Genomic DNA, 18,247 nt, shown 5'->3' on the forward strand with positions numbered 1-18,247 from the left:
CAGCCCCGCTCTACCCGCAGGAGCACCGTGGCAACTGGCCGAACACACCGACCGGCGACCCGCAGCCGAGGGATTCCCGAGGCCACCGTCGCCAGGCTTCCGCTGTACCTCCGAGCCCTGACCGCGCTGTCGGAGCGCTCGGTACCCACGGTCTCCTCCGAGGAGCTGGCCGCGGCGGCGGGGGTCAACTCCGCCAAGCTGCGCAAGGACTTCTCCTACCTGGGCTCCTACGGAACGCGCGGTGTCGGCTACGACGTGGAGTATCTCGTCTACCAGATCTCCCGTGAACTCGGCCTGACCCAGGACTGGCCGGTTGTCATCGTCGGTATCGGTAACCTCGGCGCCGCCCTCGCCGGCTACGGCGGTTTCGCCTCCCGCGGCTTCCGTGTCGCCGCGCTGATCGACGCCGACCCCGCGATGGCCGGGAAGCCCGTCGCCGGTATCCCCGTGCAGCACACGGACGACCTCGAAAAGATCATCAAGGACAACGGGGTGTCCATCGGCGTCATCGCCACCCCCGCCGGCGTCGCCCAGCAGGTCTGCGACCGGCTCGTGGCCGCCGGCGTCACCTCCATCCTGAACTTCGCGCCGACCGTGCTGTCCGTCCCGGACGGCGTCGACGTGCGCAAGGTCGACCTCTCGATCGAACTCCAGATCCTCGCCTTCCACGAGCAGCGCAAGGCCGGAGAGGAGACCGCCGCGGGCGACGGCGCACTGCCCGCCGCCACCGCCCGTGGCGTGGCCGCAGGCGACTCCGCCGACCAGGGACCCGACGGGGACGTACCCGCCGTGATGCCGGCATGAGCCTCCTCGTCGTCGGGCTGAGCCACCGCAGCGCGCCGGTCAGCGTGCTGGAGCGGGCCGCGCTGAGCACGGACGCCCAGACCAAGCTGCTGCAGGACACGGTCGCCGCCGAGCCGGCCACCGAGGCCGCCGTGCTCGCCACCTGCAACCGCATCGAGCTGTACGCCGACGTGGAGAAGTTCCACGCCGGCGTCGCCGAGCTGTCCACGCTGCTCGCCCAGCACAGCGGTGTCGGCCTGGAGGAACTGACCCCTTATCTCTACGTGCACTACGAGGACCGGGCCGTCCACCACCTGTTCTCGGTGGCCTGCGGCCTGGACTCGATGGTCGTCGGCGAGGGACAGATCCTCGGCCAGATCAAGGACGCGCTGGCCAGGGCGCAGGAGCTGCACACCGCCGGACGGCTGCTGAACGACCTGTTCCAGCAGGCCCTGCGGGTGGGCAAGCGCGCCCACTCCGAGACCGGTATCGACCGCGCCGGGCAGTCCCTGGTCACCTTCGGCCTGGAGCAGCTGGCCGTCGGCACCGCCGTGTCCGCCTGGGCCGAGGGCAGAAAGGCGCTGGTCATCGGCGCCGGGTCGATGTCCTCGCTGGCCGCGGCCACGCTCGCGCGGGCCGGGATCGCCGAGGTCGTCGTCGCCAACCGCACCTTCGAGCGCGCCGAGCGGCTCGCGCAGATCCTCACCGAGGCCGAGGACAACACGGCGACCGCCCGCGCGGTGTCGATGGACGCCATACCGGGCGAGCTGACACGTGCCGACGTCATCGTCTCCTGTACCGGGGCGACGGGCCTGGTCCTCACGGCGGAAACGGTCGCCCAGGCGGTCGAGGGCCGCACCGGCGCCCCCGTCACCGAGATCGCCGGCAGCGGCCGTACCGCCGCGGACGACAGCGCCCGTACGGCTCCCAGGACCACCGGCACCCCGCTGCCGCCCACCAGCGTCGGCACCGACGAGAACTGCCCGCTGGACCTGGCCGCCGCACAGCCCGGCTTCTCCGTCATGGGCGAGGCCGCCGTCGCGGGCATGGACGCGGCCACCCTGGAGCAGCACGCGGCCTGGGCCGCGGGCGGCACCCTCGACCGTCCGGGCCGCCGTACGCCCGAGGCGGACGCCGAGCTGATCACCGCGCTCGCCGCGACCGCCGCGACCGTCGGCCGCATCCCGGAGCGGCGCAAGCCCGAGCCGGTGGCCGAGCGTCCCGCGCCCTCCCTCTTCCTCCTCGACCTGGCCATGCCCCGCGACATCGACGCGGCCGTGCACCGGCTGGCCGGGGTGCGACTGGTCGACATCGAGTCGCTGGCGGAAGCCTCCGCCGACGCGCCGATGGCGGCCGATGTGGACCAGGTCCGGCGTATCGTCTCCGACGAGGTCGCGGCCTTCGGCGCGGCACAGCGGGCGGCGCACATCACGCCGACCGTCGTCGCGCTGCGCACCATGGCCGCCGACGTCGTCGCCGGTGAGATCGCGCGGCTCGACGGCCGCCTGCCCGACCTGGACGAACGCCAGCGCGGTGAGATCCGGCAGGCCGTGCACCGGGTCGTCGACAAGCTGCTGCACGCGCCGACCGTACGGGTCAAGCAGCTCGCGGCCGAACCCGGCGGCGCCGGGTACGCGGACGCGCTGCGCACCCTGTTCGACCTCGATCCCGAGACGGTCGCCGCCGTCTCCCGGGCCGGGGACAGCACAGACAAGAAGGACCGACCGGCATGACTGAGAAGGCACTGAGACTGGGGACCAGGCGCAGCAAGCTCGCCATGGCCCAGTCGGGGCAGGTGGCGGAGGCCGTCCGCCGGGTGACCGGGCGGCCCGTCGAGCTGGTCGAGATCACCACCTACGGCGACACCTCCCGCGAGCACCTCGCCCAGATCGGCGGCACCGGCGTCTTCGTCACGGCGCTGCGCGACGCGCTGCTCGGGGGCGAGGTCGACTTCGCGGTTCATTCGCTCAAGGACCTGCCGACCGCGCAGCCCGACGAGCTGGTCCTGGCCGCCGTACCGGTGCGCGAGGACCCGCGGGACGTGATCGTCGCGCGTGACGCCCTCAAGTTCACCGATCTGCCGCGGGGCGCCCGCATCGGCACCGGTGCGCCGCGCCGCATGGCGCAGCTGAACGCGTACGCCCGCGCCCACGGACTGGACATCGAGACGGTCCCGATACGCGGCAACGTCGACACCCGCATCCGGTACGTCCGGGACGGTGAACTCGACGCGGTCGTCCTGGCCGCCGCCGGACTGAACCGGATCGGCCGGATCGACGAGGTGACCGACTTCCTGTCGGTCGACACGGTTTTGCCCGCCCCCGGCCAGGGGGCCCTGGCGATCGAGTGTGCCGCGGACCGCGCGGACCTCGTCGCGGCGCTCGGCGAGCTCGACGACCCGTTCACCCGGGCCGCCGTGACCGCCGAACGGTCACTGCTCGCCGCCCTGGAGGCCGGTTGCAGCGCCCCTGTGGGCGCGCTGGCCGACCTCCTGGCCGACGGGCAGTTTGTCAAGGAAATGCGCCTGCGCGGTGTTGTCGGCACGACCGACGGCACCCGCATGGTGCAGCTGTCCACCACCGGTCCCGTGCCCCAGACGCACGACCAGGCGTTGGCACTCGGTCGCGACCTCGCCACCGAGATGCTCGCCCAGGGCGCGGCCGGTCTGATGGGGGAGCGAGCACAGTGAGCCCCACCACCCTTCCCGCCGCCGGTCCTGAACACGGGCACGTCACCTTCCTCGGTGCCGGACCCGGAGATCCGGGACTGCTGACTCTGCGCGCTGTGGAGGCGCTGTCGAACGCGGACGTCCTGGTCGCCGAGCACGAGGTGCTCGACGTGATCCGGACGCACGCCCGACAGGGCGTCTCCGTGGTGCGCACCGACGCGGATCCCTCCGCGGGGCCGCCGGGCACGCCCCAGTTGACGGTCGTTGACGGCACGTCAACAACCGCCGCTTTCCGGGCCGCTGCCCGGGATGCCGCTCATCTTGTCATGGAGGCTGCGCGGGGCGGCAGGCGGGTCGTCCGTGCGGTGTCCGGGGACCCGGGACTTGATACGGACGCGGCCGAGGAAATGCTCGCCTGCGCCGCCGCCGGTGTGCCCTTCGAGGTGGTACCGGGTGTGGCGGCCGCGGTCGGCGTGCCCGCGTACGCCGGTGTGCCGCTGCGGGACGCGCAGGGGGCGGACGTCCGGTTCGTGGACGCCCGTACGGCCTCGGACCGGTGCTGGACGGAGGTGGGTGCCTCCGACGGCACGGTCGTCGTCTCCACGACCCTGGACTCCGTGTCCGCCGCAGCGGGCGAGCTCGTGTCGGCCGGCCGCAAGCCGGACACCCCTCTGACGGTGACGATCGCCGGTACGACGACCCGCCAGCGCACCTGGACGGCGACGCTCGGCACGATCGCGCAGACGCTGAAGCAGGCGAAGGTGCTGCCGTCGCCGGACGGCGGCCGGCCGGTGATAGCCGTGGTCGGCGAGCGCTCCGCCACCGCCCGGCGCGACCAGCTGTCGTGGTTCGAGTCCAAGCCGCTGTTCGGCTGGAAGGTGCTCGTGCCGCGTACGAAGGAGCAGGCGGCGTCGCTCTCCGACCAGCTGCGGTCCTACGGCGCCGTGCCGCACGAGGTCCCGACGATCGCGGTGGAGCCGCCCCGCACGCCCCAGCAGATGGAGCGCGCGGTCAAGGGCCTGGTGACGGGCCGCTACGAGTGGATCGCCTTCACGTCGGTCAACGCGGTGAAGGCGGTACGGGAGAAGTTCGAGGAGTACGGCCTTGATGCTCGGGCTTTTGCGGGTATCAAGGTGGCTGCGGTGGGCGAGCAGACCGCGAAGGCGCTCGTCGCGTTCGGTGTGAAGCCGGACCTGGTGCCGAGCGGCGAGCAGTCGGCCGCTGGTCTGCTGGAGGACTGGCCGCCGTACGACCCGGTGTTCGACCCGATCGACCGCGTCTTCCTGCCCCGGGCGGACATCGCCACGGAGACCCTGGTGGCCGGTCTGATCGAGCTGGGCTGGGAGGTCGACGACGTCACGGCCTACCGGACCGTGCGGGCCTCGCCGCCGCCGGCGGAGACCCGCGAGGCGATCAAGGGCGGCGGCTTCGACGCGGTGCTCTTCACGTCGTCGTCGACGGTCCGGAACCTGGTCGGGATCGCGGGCAAGCCGCACAACGTGACGGTGATCGCGTGCATCGGTCCGGCCACGGCGAAGACGGCCGAGGAGCACGGGCTGCGGGTCGATGTCATGGCGCCGGAGCCGTCGGTGCACAAGCTGGCGGAGGCGCTGGCCGACTTCGGCATGAAGCGGCGGGCTGCCGCCCTGGAGGCCGGGGACCCGGTGACGCGGCCCAGCGAGCGACGGCCGGGGGCGCGCCGGCGCCGCACGACCACCTGAGGTACCAGGGGGCTCGGCCCCCTGGTCCCCCCGCGCTGGGGAGGCCGGCGGATCCAGGGATGCCCAGGGGAGCGCAAAGGCTTCGTATGACGGCGCCGTTATGCCCTCGAATGCGGTGTCTGTGGGATGCCTGTGCGCGGGGCACCGGGCCGACATGGTGTTGGCAAAGGCGCGGAGCGGGCGGGCGTAGCGTAGGAGCCATGACGAAGTACGGATCTTTTCCCGGTACGCGTCCCCGCCGGCTGCGGACCTCGCCCGTCATGCGCCGCATGGTCGCCGAGACGCGCCTGCACCCGGCCGACTTCATCCTTCCGGCGTTCGTCCGGGAGGGCGTGAGCGAGCCCGTGCCGATCGCCAGCATGCCCGGTGTCGTCCAGCACACCCGCGACAGCCTGAAGAAGGCGGCGGCGGAGGCCGTGGCGGCCGGGGTCTCCGGGATCATGCTGTTCGGCGTGCCGGAGGAGGCCGGGAAGGACGCGCTGGGCACGGCCGGTACGGATCCCGACGGGATCCTGCAGGTCGCGCTGCGCGATGTGCGGGCCGAGGTCGGCGACGACCTCCTCGTCATGTCCGACCTGTGCCTCGACGAGTTCACCGACCACGGGCACTGCGGCGTCCTGGACGCCGAGGGCCGCGTCGACAACGACGCGACCCTGGAGCGGTACGCCGAGATGGCCCAGGTGCAGGCCGACGCCGGGGCCCATGTCGTGGGCCCCAGCGGGATGATGGACGGCCAGATCGGCGTCGTCCGCGACGCCCTCGACCAGATCGGCCGCGAGGACGTCGCGATCCTCGCCTACACCGCCAAGTACTCCTCCGCCTTCTACGGCCCCTTCCGCGAGGCCGTGGCGTCGTCGCTGCAGGGCGACCGGAAGACGTACCAGCAGGACCCCGCCAACTGGCGCGAGTCCCTGCGGGAGCTGGAGCTGGACCTCGCCGAGGGCGCGGACATGGTGATGGTCAAGCCGGCCGGGCCGTACCTCGACATCCTCGCCCGGGTCGCGGACGCCGTGGACGTGCCCGTCGCCGCCTACCAGATCTCCGGCGAGTACGCGATGATCGAGGCCGCCGCCGAGAAGGGCTGGGTGGACCGCGACCGGGCCGTCTTCGAGACCCTCACCGGCATCAAGCGCGCCGGGGCGCGCAACATCCTCACCTACTGGGCGACCGAGGCGGCGCAGAAGCTGCGGCGCTACGAGGGCGTCACCAGCTGAGCGCGTCCGACCGGTCCCGCTGCCAGTACGTCATCGCCAGCGTGGAGTCGTAGTACACACCCTTCGCGGGCAGCGACGGGTGCGCGGAGGGGCCGCCGTCGGTGTCCGGCGTGCGGCCCAGGAAGAACACCTCCAGCTTGTGGGCGGTGCTGCCGTGCTCGCCGCTGCCGTCGGCCGCCGACAGCCGCACGCCCGCGTACCCGGACTCGCCCGGCGCCAGGGACACCACCGCCTGCGGCTCGCTGTCCTTGATCACCTCCGGCGCCCACTGCGCGTCGTCGAAGCGCGGGGTCGGCCAGTACAGCAGGTCGCAGCGCTTGCCGCTGGTGTTCGTCGCGGTGAGCAGCAGGTGGTTGAGCGGGCGGGACACCGGGGTGGCGGTCACCTTCGTGTTCGAGCCGTTGCAGGGTTGGAGCGCCACGCCGGTGGTGTGCCCGCCCGGCTTCGCCGCCGAGGTGCGGGCGGACATGCTGGTGGCGTGGGACGCGGTGGTGGTGCCGGCGCCGGGCGTGGTGGTCCTGGCCGCCGCCGTGGCGGCCGTCGTGGGCTTCGGCTGGGCGGCGCCCTCGTCCTTGGTGCCGGTTCCGCCGGCCCCGCACGCCGTGAGGGCGAGAGCGGTCAGGGCGGTGCCGGTCGCGGCGTACAGACGGATGTGGCGCATACGCATGGCAAGTCCTCTTTCGGGCCGGGCCCGTTGGCGTGTTTGGATGACACACAGCCTGTGCGGCGTTTCGTCCCGGTGGCCAGGGGCTACCGGGAATCCGGGACGCGTGGAACGGCTACATGGGGGATGACCTGCGGGAACGTTCCCTTCCTGGAACGCCGGGAGGGGACGCCGCGAGGGGACACAGGGGTGGAGGAACGGTGGCGGACGGCATCACGGAGACCGGGTTCGCGGAGTTACTGCGGGAGTTGAAGGACCGCTCCGGGCACAGCTACGGCATGCTCGCCAAGCGGCTCCACATGAGTACGTCGACGCTGCACCGCTACTGCAACGGGGACGCCGTACCGACCGACTACGCCCCCGTGGAGCGCCTGGCCCGCCTGTGCAGGGCCACCCCCGAGGAACTCGTGGAGCTGCACCGGAGATGGGTGCTGGCGGACGCGGCGCGGGGGCGGAGGCGAACGGTGCGGCAGGAGCCTGCCGGGCAGGAGCCGGCGGGACGCGAACCGGCCGGGCAACAGCCGGTGGGGCAGGAGCCGGTCGGGCAACAGCCGGTGGGGCAGGGACCGGTTGCGCAAGGGCCTGTTGGGCAGGAGCCGGTGTGTGATGTCGTTCCCGTGCGGGAGGGGACGGCAGACGACGCGGCGTCCGTCCAGGGGCGGCGGGTGCCGGACGACGGCCGGCCCCGGCGGCGTACCCGGACCGTCCTCCTCGCCGCCCTCACCGTCACCGCCCTGCTCGGCACCGTGGCGCTCGCCCTCGACCTCTCGTCCAGCGGAACCGAGCACGCCGGCAAGACCGCCCCGCCCGACGCCTCCGTACAGCACCGGGCGCCGACGGCCGGTACCACGTACGGAACGGACTCCACCCGCTCGGCCACCCCGGCCCCTCCCTCGCCCACGGCCTCCCCTGCGCCGTCCACGCCCGGGGAGGCGCCGAGCACACCGCACACCCGTCGTACGCCGGAAGAAGACCCCGCAGCCACCCCTCCCCTCGCGGTCACCACCCATCCCTACGCCTGGGCGGACCCCTGCTCCCCGCACTACCTGGTCGACCGGGCCCCGACCGAGGTCTCCCCGCCCCCGCTGGAACAGGACGCGCCCGCCTGGGTGGCCGTGCACAGGGCCGTCTCGGCCCGGGAGCAGTACGTCACCTTCACCGTGCAGGGCACCGGCTCCGACACCGTCGTCCTGGAGGGGCTCTCGGTACGCACGGCGGGCCGGCGGTCGCCGCTCGCCTGGAACGACTACGCCATGGGCTACCCGGGCGTGGGCTGCGGCGGCGGTGTGCCGACCCGCTCCTTCACGGTCGCCCTGGACGCCCTGCGCCCCGCGGCCGTACCGGAGTCGGGACAGCGCGGCTTCCCCTACAAGGTGAGCCGGTCGGACCCCGAGGTCTTCCACCTCACGGCCGACGCCTCCGCGTACGACGTCAGCTGGTACCTGGAGCTGTCCTGGTCCAGCGGGACACGGCACGGCACGCTGCGGGTCGACGACGGCGGCCGGCCGTTCCGCACCAGCGGCAACAACGGACGGCCCGCGTACGCCTTCCCGCTGGGCGGCGAGAAGTGGGAGACGGCGTCAGAGGCGAACGCGCACTGAGCGGGCGCGGACCGGGCGAGCGCGTGACGGGAGCCGTCCGGGGTCAGTCCCACCAGAAGGTCCAGGCGGATGCCCCGATCAGGTCCTTCGCATAGGCGCGCAGGGTGTCCCGCTCGCCCTGGAGCACGTTGTCCGGGCACAGCGCGAAGTGCTCCGCCGCCACGGCCTCCGCCTCCTCCAGGGTGACTGGCGGGGCCGCGACCGACACGACGAGGACGTCCAGGCCGAGGGCCACCACGCGGATGCCGAAGCGGTCCTCCCAGGAGCGCAGCACCGCGCATATCCGGGCCACGTCACCCTCGTAGTTCACCGGACCGGTCCAGCCGATCGCCGCCGGGATGTCGGCGGACCGGCGGGCCGCGACCAGTGCGAGGTGCGGCTCCTCCACGTCCGACTCCGGGTCCCCGGCCAGCGCGTCGGCGACCTGCGCTGCGCGGGTGTCCGGGTCGGCGGCGAGGGCGGCGGAGGCGGGCGCGAGGCCCGGCCACTCGTCCCCGAACGGTTCGATCTCCCCGGCGATCTCGCCGTCCTCCGTCTCCTCCTCCCAGTACTCCGCGAGGACGTCCTCGGCGTCGTGATCACCCGGGTACGACGTCTCGCCGGGCAACAGCACCCACTCGTGCGGACCGCCCACGCCACCGCCGGTGTCCACGAGCACCGGCAGCAGGCCGGCCCGGGCCGCCGGCGCGCCCAGTGCCTTCCAGGTGCCCGGCGCGGCCGGCTTCTCCGCGTACCACAGCAGAGGTTCGTGCCAGGGGCCGTCGTCCGCCATGTCGACGAGCCTGCCGGGCGGCAGTTGAAGCCCGAGGGAGCGCCCGCTGGGGTCGGTGGCCAGCCTGGGCAGCGGATTGGGAAGAGTCGCCATGACCGTGACTGTAAAGCCCCTCACTGACAACGCCGTTGACCGGGTTCCCCGATGAACCGGTGCCCGCCGCAGCCTCTCTTACCGGGTGATGTTGTGATGAGCGCCGGGTGCCGGGTTGCCGGGGGAGGGGAAGGGCGGAACGTGTGGATCGGGCGTTACCCGGTGCGATGGCACATCGTGCTGCTCACCCTGTGGACCGCCGTCTGGTTCGTGGTGGCCGAGCGCCACGCCGCCATCTCCTGGCACTACCTGAGAACCGGCCAGCAACTGCTGTTCAACCAGGTCTCCGGCGGCGGCCTGGCCCTCTACGCCAACCACCCGAACCTGCAGATCGGCCCCGTCAGCTTCGTGGTGGCCGGGCTGTTCGCGCCGTTCCCGGCCGACGTCGGTGAGAAGCTGGCCGACGCGTTCATGTCCGGCCTCGGCCTGTACATGCTGGTCCTGGTCGGCCGCGCCGCCGCCGACCACAACCGGGGTACCGGCCTCAACCACAAACGCCTCCAGCAACGCGTCCTGATCGCCGGTGCCGCCTTCATCCCCATGTGGGTCGAGGTCTCGGTCCGCTTCGCCCATCTCGACGACGTCCTGGCCCTGTTCTTCACCACCCTCGCCGTCCGCGCCCTGGTCCGCGGCAGGGCGACGGCGGTGGGCGTGTTCCTGGCGCTGGCGGTGGACTCGAAGCCCTGGGCGGTCGGCTTCCTGCCCTTGCTCCTGGCGCTGCCCCGCCCCGCCCGCCTGCGCTCGGCGGCATGGGCCTTCGGCCTGGTGGCGGTCGCCTGGCTGCCCTTCTACCTCAGCCACCTGGACACCCTGCACGCGGCCCGCTTCACCATCCCCAACCAACCGGCGTCCTCGCTGCGCTGGTTCGGTGCGAACGACCCCGTGACCCCCTGGTGGGACCGTCCCGCGCAGATGGCCCTCGGCATCGCCCTGGGCGCGCTCGCGGTACGACGGCACCGCTGGCCGGCGGTGGTCTTCCTGGCCGCCGACGCCCGCATCCTGCTCGACCCGAGCGTGTACACGTACTACAACGCCTCGGTTCTGCTGGGCACGCTCATCTGGGACTCGATCGGCCAACGCCGCCTGGTCCCCTGGGTGAGCTGGATCGCCCTCATCTCCCTCTACGGCAGCGCCCTGCTGGTTCCGTCGGACTCCACCCAGGGCCTCATCCGCCTCGCCTTCGGGCTCGGCTCGGCGGCGTACGTGCTCTTCTGGCCCCAGCGGGCGCCCCGTGGCGGGCGGACACCCGGCGCGGATCCGCCCGTCACGGCGCTGCCGGCGCGAGGTGTCAGACCAGCGTCGTGATGCAGAACGGATGGCCGGCCGGGTCGAGCAGGACCCGCCAGCGGTCCTCGCCCGGCTGGAAGCCGGGCTTGGTGGCGCCCAGGTCGAGCAGCCGCTTCTCGGCGATGTCCAGGTCGTCCACGCCCAGCTCGATGTGCGCCTGCTTCTCCTGCGCGGGGTCCGGCCAGGTGGGCGGGCGGTAGTCGGCGAGGCGGTTGAAGCCGAGGCCGGTCGCGCCCTCCTTGCCGAGCAGGACGAAGTCGTCGGTGGAGTAGAGGACCGCCATGCCGAGCAACTCGCCGTAGAAGCGCGCCAGTTCGGCGGGGTCGGCGCAGTCGAAGGTGACGGCGGCGTAGCGGAACGCGGGGGCGGAAGGGGACGAGGAAGAGGTCTGCGTGGTCATGGGAGGAACGTTAGGACAGGACCAGGACAGTTCCGGTCCTGGTCATGCCGAGGGCGTGCCAGACTTCCGGGCGTGCTCAGTTCGTCCGCCCGGCTGCTCCGGCTGCTGTCCCTGCTGTCCTCCCGCCCGTCCTGGACCTGCGCCGAACTGGCCGAGCGCATGGATGTCACGGACCGCACGGTCCGCCGGGACATCGCCAGGCTCAGGGACCTCGGCTACCGCGTCGACTCCGAGGCCGGCCCGTGGGGCGGCTACCGCCTGCGCGCCGGTTCCCGTGTGCCGCCGCTGATCCTCGACGACGAAGAAGCGCTGGCCGTGGCGGTCGGGCTGCGGGAGGCCGCGCTGAGCGACGCGCTCGGCGGCGACCAGGCGGCGCTGTCGGCACTGCTGAAGCTGCGGCAGGTGCTGCCCCGGCGGGTCGCGGAACGCCTCGGCGAGCTGGACGACGCCTTCGTACGGCTTCCGGGGGCCGAGGGGGATCGGATCAGACCGGGTCTGCTGCTGGAACTGGCGGTCGCCTGCCGCCAAGGCCTGCGCGCCAGGCTGGCGTACACGGACGGGGAGGGCCGGAGCTCGGTCCGGGACGTCGACCCGTACCGTCTCGTCCACACGGGCCGGCGCTGGTACTTCGTCGCGCGGGACGTGTCCCGGGGACAGTGGCGCACCTTCCGGGCCGACCGGGTCGACCGCCTCCAGCCCACCGGTCACCCGGCGGATCTCACCGATCCGCCGGACCCGGCGCGGCTGGTCTCCCGGAACATCGCGAACGGCCCCTATCCGCTGTCCGCGACCGTCCGCCTCCCGCTGCCGATGGCGCAGGCCCTGCGACTCGTCCCGGCCACGGTCGGCACCCACCGCCCCGACGGCCCGGACGCGACCCTGGTCGACATCGGCGGCCCCGACCCGGACGGCCTCGCCCGCTACCTCCTGGGCCTGGGAGCCCCCGTGCGGATCCTCACCCCGGACTCGGTACGCCAGGCCCTGATCCGCCGCACCCGGGAACTCCTGGACGCCCAGACGTAGGCCGGTCGGGTCAGAGCTTCTCCGGCGTCCTGATCCCCAGCAGGGCCATCCCCTGGTGCAGGGTGCGGGCCGTGACGTCGCACAGGAACAGGCGGTTCTCCACCTGGTCCGGCGTCTCGGCCTTCAGGACCGGGCACTTGTCGTAGAAGGTCGTGTAGAGGGACGCCAGCTGGTAGAGGTACGCGGCCAGTTTGTGCGGGGCGTACTCCGCCGCCGTCTCCGACACCGTCTGCCCGAACGCGTCCACGTGGAGGCCCAGGGCACGCTCGGCGTCGGCCAGTTCCAGCTCCGGGTGCGCGGCCGGGCGAACCTCGCCGGCCTTGCGCAGGATGGACTGGATACGGGCGTACGCGTACTGCAGGTACACGGAGGTGTCGCCGTTGAGCGAGACCATCTGGTCCAGATCGAACTTGTAGTCCCGGTTCGCCGACGTGGACAGGTCGGCGTACTTCACCGCGCCGATGCCCACCTGGGTGCCCCGCTCGGCGATCTCCTCCTCGGAGAGGTCCTGGGCCTTCTCGCGGACCACGGCCGAGGCGCGGTCGATCGCCTCGTCCAGCAGGTCGACCAGGCGGACCGTCTCGCCCTCACGCGTCTTGAAGGGCTTGCCGTCCTTGCCGAGGACCGTGCCGAAGGCCAGCTGCGTCGCCGTGACGTCCTCGCCCAGCCAGCCGGCCCGGCGTGCCGTCTCGAAGACCATCCGGAAGTGCAGGGACTGGCGGGCGTCCACCACGTACAGGAGCGTGTTCGCCTTGAGGCCGAAGACGCGGTCGCGGATCGCGGACAGGTCGGTGGCCGCGTAGCCGTAGCCGCCGTCGGACTTCTGGACGATCAGCGGGACCAGGTTGCCGTCCGGGCCCTTGATGTCCTCGAAGAACACGCACAGGGCGCCTTCGGAGCGGACCGCCACGCCCGACTCCTCCAGGAGGCGGCAGGTCTCGGCCAGCATGTCGTTGTAGCCGGACTCGCCGACGATGTCGGTGTCCCGGATCTCCATGTCCAGCTTCTCGAAGACGGAGAAGAAGTAGATCTTCGACTCGTCCACGAACTTCTGCCACATGGCGAGCGTGTGCGGGTCGCCGGCCTGGAGGTCGACCACCCGGCGGCGGGCGCGCGTCTTGAACTCGTCGTCGGAGTCGAACTTCCTGCGCGCGGCCTTGTAGAGGCGGTCGAGGTTCGACATCGCCTCCTCGCCCGACGCCGCGGCGTCCTCGGCGGACGCCTTGTGGTCCAGCTCGTGCGGGTGCTCGTCCAGATACTGGATGAGCATGCCGAACTGGGTGCCCCAGTCGCCGATGTGGTGGCGGCGGACCACGTTCTCGCCGGTGAACTCCAGGATCTGGACCACCGAGTCGCCGATCACCGCGGACCGCAGGTGGCCGACGTGCATCTCCTTCGCCACGTTCGGCTGGGCGTAGTCGATCACCGTCGTGCCGGGGTGCTCGGCGTACGGCACGCCCAGGCGGCCCGTGTCGTCCGCGTACCGCGCGGCGAGGTTCCGGGTGATCGCCTGGTCCGCGATCGTGATGTTGAGGAAGCCGGGGCCCGAGACCTCGACGTCCTTGATCAGCTCGGTGCCGGTGGCCACCTGGGAGACGACCTGCGTCGCCAGCTCCCTCGGGTTCGCCTTCGCCTTCTTCGCGAGCGCCAGGATGCCGTTGGCCTGGAAGTCGGCCCGGTCGCTTCGTCGCAGCAGCGGGTCCGCGCCGGCGGCCTCGGGCAGGGTGGCCGAGAGGGCGGACGCGAGGTGCTGCTGGACGGAATCGCTGAGGGACGTGACCGAGGCCATAGGAATGGGTGCCGTTCTCCTCGTGGGGATGGATAGTCCCGGTCAGTATCCCATGGTGGGTAAAGGCGTTTTCCCGGTCGACGGACGGTCTGTGAGAATGGGGTGTCACCCCGTTCAGAAAGAAGGACGTGCCGATCGTGGCTCAGAGCACCGAGACCACCGACTGGGTCTCCCGTTTCGCGGATGAGGTCATCGAGGAGTCGGAGCGCCGGGCCCCGGGTAAACCGGTCGTCGTCGCGTCCGGACTCTCGCCCTCCGGGCCCATTCACCTGGGCAATCTCCGTGAGGTCATGACCCCCCACCTGGTCGCGGACGAGATCCGCCGCCGCGGGTACCAGGTCCGGCACCTGATCTCCTGGGACGACTACGACCGGTACCGGAAGGTCCCGGCGGGCATCGCGGGCGTCGACGAGTCGTGGGCCGAGCACATCGGCAAGCCGCTGACCTCCGTGCCGGCACCGGGCGGGTCGTCGTACGCGAACTGGGCCGAGCACTTCAAGGCCGCGATGATCGCCTCGCTGGCCGAACTGGGCGTCGAGTTCGACGGCATCAGCCAGACCGCGCAGTACACCTCCGGCGCCTACCGCGAGCAGATCCTGCACGCGATGAAGCACCGCGGCGACATCGACGCGATCCTCGCCCAGTACCGCACGAAGAAGGCGCCGAAGAAGCAGCAGCAGAAGGCCGTCGACGAGGCCGAGCTGGAGGCCGAGGAGGGCTCGGGCGCCGCGTCCGAGGACGACGGCAGCTCCGGCTCCGCCGGCTACTTCCCGTACAAGCCGTACTGCGGCAACTGCGAGAAGGACCTGACGACGGTCACCTCCTACGACGACGACAGCACCGAGCTGGCGTACACCTGCACCGCGTGCGGCTTCACCGAGACCGTCCGGCTCAGCGAGTTCAACCGCGGCAAGCTGGTCTGGAAGGTCGACTGGCCGATGCGCTGGGCGTACGAGGGCGTGATCTTCGAGCCGAGCGGTGTGGACCACTCCTCGCCCGGGTCCAGCTTCCAGGTCGGCGGGCAGATCGTCGGGATCTTCGACGGCAAGCAGCCGATCGGGCCCATGTACGCCTTCGTGGGCATCTCCGGCATGGCGAAGATGTCCTCCTCGCGCGGCGGCGTTCCGACGCCCGCCGACGCGCTGAAGATCATGGAGCCGCAGATCCTGCGCTGGCTCTACGCCCGCCGCAGGCCCAACCAGTCCTTCAAGATCGCCTTCGACCAGGAGATCCAGCGGCTCTACGACGAGTGGGACAAGCTCGCCGGGAAGGTCGCCGACGGCTCCGCGCTGCCGGCCGACGTCGCCGCGTACATGCGCGCGGTGGGTACGGCCGGCGGCGAGCTGCCGAAGACGGCGCGCCCGCTGCCGTACCGCACGCTCGCGTCCGTCGCCGACATCACCGCCGGCCACGAGGACCAGGCCCTGCGGATCCTCTCCGAGCTGGACCCGGAGCAGCCGCTGGCCTCCCTGGACGAGGCCCGGCCGCGCTACGACAGGGCCGAGGCCTGGATCAACACGCACGTGCCCGCCGACCAGCGGACCATCGTGCGCGACGAGCCCGACGCCGAGCTGCTGAAGTCGCTCGACGAGGCGTCCCAGCAGTCGGTACGGCTGCTGCTCGACGGGCTCGCCGAGCACTGGTCGCTCGACGGTCTGACCCACCTCGTCTACGGCGTGCCCAAGGTGCAGGCCGGGTTCCCGGCCGACGCCACGCCCAAGGAACTGCCGCCGGAGATCAAGACGGCTCAGCGGTCGTTCTTCGCGCTGCTGTACCACCTGCTGGTCGGGCGGGACACGGGGCCGCGGCTGCCCACGCTGCTGCTGGCGGTGGGACAGGACCGGGTCCGCAAGCTGCTCGGCGAGTAAGAGCCCGTTGGCAACCGCGTAAGAAAAAGGGGCCCTCTTTCACAGGAGGGCCCCTTTTTTCTGTCCGCCGGTGCCTTTCAGGCGATGTGCTCGTCCGCGAGTTCCGCGTTGAGGCGGTTGGAGAACCGGTTCAGCATGCGCTTGGACTCGGCCTCCGGGAGCGCGATGCCGTACGTCGCCTCGACGTCGGCGATGAAACCGCGGGGGGTCGGCGCCCCGTTCCCGCTCTTGATCGACTCACGGAAGACCTGGTAGTACGCGTCCTCGTCCGGCTCCGGGGGGCCGCCGCCCTCGCCCAGTTCGCGGGTGCGGTTCGGGCCCACCGGGATGGGGAAACTGCCGGTCTCCTCGGGGGAGGGCTGCTGGAACTGCTCCGGGGGCGGCTCCTCGTACCAGCCCTGGTACTCCTCCTCGGGGGCGTACTGAGGGTCCAGGGGCGGCTCGTAGGTGGGGTCGTAGCCGCCCTGGTACTCGATCTCCCGCTGGGCCTGGAACCAGGGGCTCTCCTCGTCCACGGGGCCACTCCCCGGCGGCGCGGCGTTCTGGCTCGGCAGCTCGGGGCGCCGCTCGCCGGCGGGAGGCGCCGCCTGCTGCGGGACGGGCACCGCCCCGGTGGCGCGACCGCCCGCCGCCACGGCGGGTATCACGTTCGGCTCGATACCCGCCGCCGCCAGCCCCGCCGGGGCCGTCTCGGCCAGGGGGACGCCGTAGCGGGCCAGGCGCAGGGGCATCAGGGACTCCACCGGAGCCTTCCTGCGCCAGGCCCGGCCGAAGCGGCTGCGGAGCCTCGCCTGGTAGACGAGACGCTCCTGCTCCAGCCTGATCACCTGGTCGTACGAGCGCAGTTCCCACAGCTTCATCCGGCGCCAGAGCAGGAACGTGGGGACCGGGGAGAGGAGCCAGCGGGTCAGCCGGACGCCCTCCATGTGCTTGTCCGCCGTGATGTCGGCGATGCGGCCGATCGCGTGCCGGGCCGCCTCGACCGCGACCACGAACAGGACCGGGATCACCGCGTGCATGCCGACGCCCAGCGGGTCCGGCCAGGCGGCGGCGCCGTTGAACGCGATCGTCGCCGCCGTCAGCAGCCACGCCGTCTGACGCAGCAGCGGGAAGGGGATACGGATCCAGGTCAGCAGTAGGTCCAGGGACAGCAGGACACAGATACCCGCGTCGATGCCGACCGGGAACACGTAGGAGAAGTTCCCGAAGCCCTTCTTGATGGCCAGCTCGCGGACGGCCGCGTAGGAGCCGGCGAAGCCGATACCGGCGATGATCAAGGCGCCGGTCACGACCACGCCGATGAGAACGCGGTGCATCCGAGTCAGCTGCAGTGGCGCGGCCACTCGTACTCCCCTCCCCTTGCTGTTGTTGCGCGCAACAGGGTGGCACACGCTTACGCCGAACGTGGTACCGGTCGGGGGTTCGGACCGGGGGTCAGCTCTTCCGGGCGGCCGACTTGGACGGAGAAGCGCTGGAAGAGGCCGACTTGGACGGCGACTTGGAGGGGGACGCCGACTTGGACGCCGACTGCGACGGAGAGGCCGGGGCCTTCGAGGAGGAACCGCCCGAGGACGAACCACCGTTGGCGGACGACACCGAACCGACCACCTCCTTGACCGCCTGCTGCGCGGCCTTCGTCAGGTCGTCGGCGTCCGGGGTCTTCTCACCCGCGAGACCGGCGCCGTTGTAGTCGAGCGTGATGACCACGTTCTCGACCCGGGCGACCACCGTCTGCTGCTTGAAGAGCCCCTCCTTCTTCTTCAGGTCGTAGCGCACGGCCGTCGCCTCCGTGCCCGTGCCGGACAGCGGGATCTCCTTGGTGTTCTTCGCGCCGTCCACCGCCTCGGCGTCCTTGACCTGCTGGCCGAAGTACGTGTGGGCCTGCGCGTCACCGGCGCCGCGCGCGGTGTCCGAGTCGAAGCGGAGCAGGGAGACGTTCAGCCAGCGGAACTGCGAGCCCTTCACGCCGTTGTTGTCCAGGCTGCTCCAGGAGCAGGAGGCACGCGAGGACGGATCGTCCGAAGTGCCCTTCTTGCCCGAAGAGGCGGCGTTCGGTACCAGATCCGCGAGGGTCTTCTTCGACAGCACCGCGCACGCGGCGGGAAGCTTCTGGTATGCCGCCGCCTGCACGGTCGGGGAGGCGCTCGCCGACGGCTTCGCGCTGCTGCCCGCGGACTGCCGTGCACTGCTGTCGGCGCCCTTGCTCTTGGAGTCGCCCGAGTCCGACGAACAGGCGGCGGTGATGAGCACCGCCGGAACGGCTGCCGCGCAGACAAGAACACGGCTCAGGCGCTTGCCACGCATCTGTCGCTGGGCACGGTCGTCTCGCTGGGCTGCTCGCTGCATGGTTCCTTCACTCATGAC

Annotated in this window: 15 protein-coding genes; 9 read left to right on the top strand and 6 right to left on the bottom strand. The window is 71.8% G+C overall.

The genetic code is table 11. From position 1 onward, the window contains the following. Nucleotides 1-27: 27 nt before the first annotated feature. The 5 genes from IE244_RS32510 (at nucleotide 28) to hemB (ending at nucleotide 6,386) form a co-directional block, all read left to right on the top strand. Nucleotides 28-804 carry a redox-sensing transcriptional repressor Rex gene (locus IE244_RS32510; RefSeq protein ID WP_191877168.1) on the top strand — a complete coding sequence of 259 codons (777 nt, stop codon included), beginning with the start codon at nucleotides 28-30 and terminating at the stop codon, nucleotides 802-804. Continuing rightward, the gene (locus IE244_RS32515; RefSeq protein WP_191877169.1) at nucleotides 801-2,516 is read left to right on the top strand and encodes a glutamyl-tRNA reductase; all 1,716 of its coding nucleotides are present in this window, start codon (nucleotides 801-803) and stop codon (nucleotides 2,514-2,516) included. The genes IE244_RS32510 and IE244_RS32515 overlap by 4 nt, the downstream gene beginning before the upstream one ends. After that, on the top strand, nucleotides 2,513-3,472 hold the full coding sequence (gene hemC, locus IE244_RS32520) for a hydroxymethylbilane synthase (protein ID WP_191877170.1): 960 nt from the start codon (nucleotides 2,513-2,515) through the stop codon (nucleotides 3,470-3,472). The genes IE244_RS32515 and hemC overlap by 4 nt, the downstream gene beginning before the upstream one ends. Further along, nucleotides 3,469-5,172, top strand: coding sequence for a bifunctional uroporphyrinogen-III C-methyltransferase/uroporphyrinogen-III synthase (locus IE244_RS32525; protein ID WP_191877171.1), 1,704 nt, complete (start codon nucleotides 3,469-3,471; stop codon nucleotides 5,170-5,172). Before hemC ends, IE244_RS32525 begins: the two co-directional genes overlap by 4 nt. A gap of 200 nt (nucleotides 5,173-5,372) precedes the next feature. Beyond that, a complete protein-coding gene (gene hemB, locus IE244_RS32530; RefSeq protein ID WP_191877172.1) occupies nucleotides 5,373-6,386 on the top strand; it encodes a porphobilinogen synthase in 1,014 nt (337 codons plus the stop codon). On the opposite strand, the gene IE244_RS32535 is transcribed toward hemB, so the two are convergent. Continuing rightward, entirely contained in the window at nucleotides 6,376-7,047 is a 672-nt protein-coding gene (locus IE244_RS32535; protein ID WP_191877291.1) for a DUF4232 domain-containing protein, read from the bottom strand. The two genes, hemB and IE244_RS32535, sit on opposite strands and share 11 nt — an antisense overlap. 203 nt (nucleotides 7,048-7,250) lie before the next feature. Between IE244_RS32535 and IE244_RS32540 the strand changes: the two genes are divergently transcribed. After that, the gene (locus IE244_RS32540; protein WP_229854479.1) at nucleotides 7,251-8,651 is read left to right on the top strand and encodes a transcriptional regulator; all 1,401 of its coding nucleotides are present in this window, start codon (nucleotides 7,251-7,253) and stop codon (nucleotides 8,649-8,651) included. A gap of 43 nt (nucleotides 8,652-8,694) precedes the next feature. Here the strand turns inward: IE244_RS32540 and IE244_RS32545 are convergent, their stop codons facing one another. Beyond that, nucleotides 8,695-9,516, bottom strand: coding sequence for a DUF4253 domain-containing protein (locus tag IE244_RS32545; protein ID WP_191877174.1), 822 nt, complete (start codon nucleotides 9,514-9,516; stop codon nucleotides 8,695-8,697). Between the two features lie 96 nt (nucleotides 9,517-9,612). Here IE244_RS32545 and IE244_RS32550 point away from each other — a divergent pair, with 96 nt between their 5' ends. Continuing rightward, nucleotides 9,613-10,821 (top strand): hypothetical protein, encoded by a 1,209-nt coding sequence (locus IE244_RS32550; RefSeq protein ID WP_229854481.1) that lies wholly within the window; start codon nucleotides 9,613-9,615, stop codon nucleotides 10,819-10,821. Here the strand turns inward: IE244_RS32550 and IE244_RS32555 are convergent. Next, complete coding sequence (locus IE244_RS32555; RefSeq protein ID WP_191877175.1) at nucleotides 10,805-11,203, bottom strand: VOC family protein; 399 nt, start codon at nucleotides 11,201-11,203, stop codon at nucleotides 10,805-10,807. The genes IE244_RS32550 and IE244_RS32555 overlap by 17 nt on opposite strands. Nucleotides 11,204-11,275: 72 nt before the next feature. On the opposite strand from IE244_RS32555, the gene IE244_RS32560 reads away from it, so the two are divergent. Beyond that, complete coding sequence (locus IE244_RS32560) at nucleotides 11,276-12,226, top strand: helix-turn-helix transcriptional regulator (RefSeq protein WP_191877176.1); 951 nt, start codon at nucleotides 11,276-11,278, stop codon at nucleotides 12,224-12,226. Between the two features lie 10 nt (nucleotides 12,227-12,236). On the opposite strand, the gene argS is transcribed toward IE244_RS32560, so the two are convergent. Beyond that, nucleotides 12,237-14,015 (bottom strand): arginine--tRNA ligase, encoded by a 1,779-nt coding sequence (gene argS, locus IE244_RS32565; RefSeq protein WP_191877177.1) that lies wholly within the window; start codon nucleotides 14,013-14,015, stop codon nucleotides 12,237-12,239. A 128-nt stretch (nucleotides 14,016-14,143) separates the two neighbouring features. Between argS and lysS the strand changes: the two genes are divergently transcribed. After that, the gene (lysS, locus tag IE244_RS32570) at nucleotides 14,144-15,883 is read left to right on the top strand and encodes a lysine--tRNA ligase (protein ID WP_191877178.1); all 1,740 of its coding nucleotides are present in this window, start codon (nucleotides 14,144-14,146) and stop codon (nucleotides 15,881-15,883) included. Nucleotides 15,884-15,960: 77 nt separating this feature from the next. Here the strand turns inward: lysS and IE244_RS32575 are convergent, their stop codons facing one another. Next, on the bottom strand, nucleotides 15,961-17,226 hold the full coding sequence (locus IE244_RS32575) for a DUF2637 domain-containing protein (protein ID WP_229854483.1): 1,266 nt from the start codon (nucleotides 17,224-17,226) through the stop codon (nucleotides 15,961-15,963). Between the two features lie 91 nt (nucleotides 17,227-17,317). Then, nucleotides 17,318-18,229: a DUF3558 domain-containing protein gene (locus tag IE244_RS32580; RefSeq protein ID WP_229854484.1), complete on the bottom strand. Its 912-nt coding sequence runs from the start codon at nucleotides 18,227-18,229 to the stop codon at nucleotides 17,318-17,320. Nucleotides 18,230-18,247 lie beyond the last annotated feature (18 nt).

Origin of the sequence: Streptomyces filipinensis, from assembly GCF_014649495.1 — a bacterium.
GTDB lineage: Bacteria > Actinomycetota > Actinomycetes > Streptomycetales > Streptomycetaceae > Streptomyces > Streptomyces filipinensis.

Bases quoted from the DNA above. Each gene is read 5' to 3' on its own strand.
- hemB (WP_191877172.1), top strand. From the start codon at position 5,373: ATGACGAAGTACGGATCTTTTCCCGGTACGCGTCCCCGCCGGCTGCGG.
- IE244_RS32580 (WP_229854484.1), bottom strand. From the start codon at position 18,229: ATGCAGCGAGCAGCCCAGCGAGACGACCGTGCCCAGCGACAGATGCGT.
- IE244_RS32545 (WP_191877174.1), bottom strand. From the start codon at position 9,516: ATGGCGACTCTTCCCAATCCGCTGCCCAGGCTGGCCACCGACCCCAGC.
- IE244_RS32515 (WP_191877169.1), top strand. From the start codon at position 801: ATGAGCCTCCTCGTCGTCGGGCTGAGCCACCGCAGCGCGCCGGTCAGC.
- hemC (WP_191877170.1), top strand. From the start codon at position 2,513: ATGACTGAGAAGGCACTGAGACTGGGGACCAGGCGCAGCAAGCTCGCC.
- IE244_RS32550 (WP_229854481.1), top strand. From the start codon at position 9,613: ATGAGCGCCGGGTGCCGGGTTGCCGGGGGAGGGGAAGGGCGGAACGTG.
- argS (WP_191877177.1), bottom strand. From the start codon at position 14,015: ATGGCCTCGGTCACGTCCCTCAGCGATTCCGTCCAGCAGCACCTCGCG.
- IE244_RS32535 (WP_191877291.1), bottom strand. From the start codon at position 7,047: ATGCGCCACATCCGTCTGTACGCCGCGACCGGCACCGCCCTGACCGCT.
- IE244_RS32555 (WP_191877175.1), bottom strand. From the start codon at position 11,203: ATGACCACGCAGACCTCTTCCTCGTCCCCTTCCGCCCCCGCGTTCCGC.